1 protein-coding gene is annotated in these 244 nt (G+C 36.5%); it reads right to left on the reverse strand.

The genetic code is table 11. The annotated features are described in order from the left end of the window. The coding region (locus KJQ99_RS11490; protein WP_284467067.1) for a flagellin hook IN motif-containing protein at positions 1–244 on the reverse strand (244 nt) is incomplete at both ends.

The raw sequence follows: 244 nt of genomic DNA on the forward strand, positions 1-244 counted from the left end.
CATTAGCGTCTTTTTCTTGAACGCTTACTGTTCCGATTTTTACACCATTGATTGAGAAATTTGAAGTAGTTTCACCAGCTTTAATAGGTTGCTCAAATGTTGAAATAGCAGTTACACTAGCTTTAATCCCTGTCTTATCACTAGCTTTATTAATTGCTTCTGCTAACGCTCCAAGACCTGTGCTAGCACTTACATCGCCTTTACCATTTGTAAGTTTTACAGGTTCTATTGTTACATCGTTGAT

Source organism: Campylobacter sp. 2018MI13, from assembly GCF_018501135.1.
Taxonomy (GTDB): domain Bacteria; phylum Campylobacterota; class Campylobacteria; order Campylobacterales; family Campylobacteraceae; genus Campylobacter_E.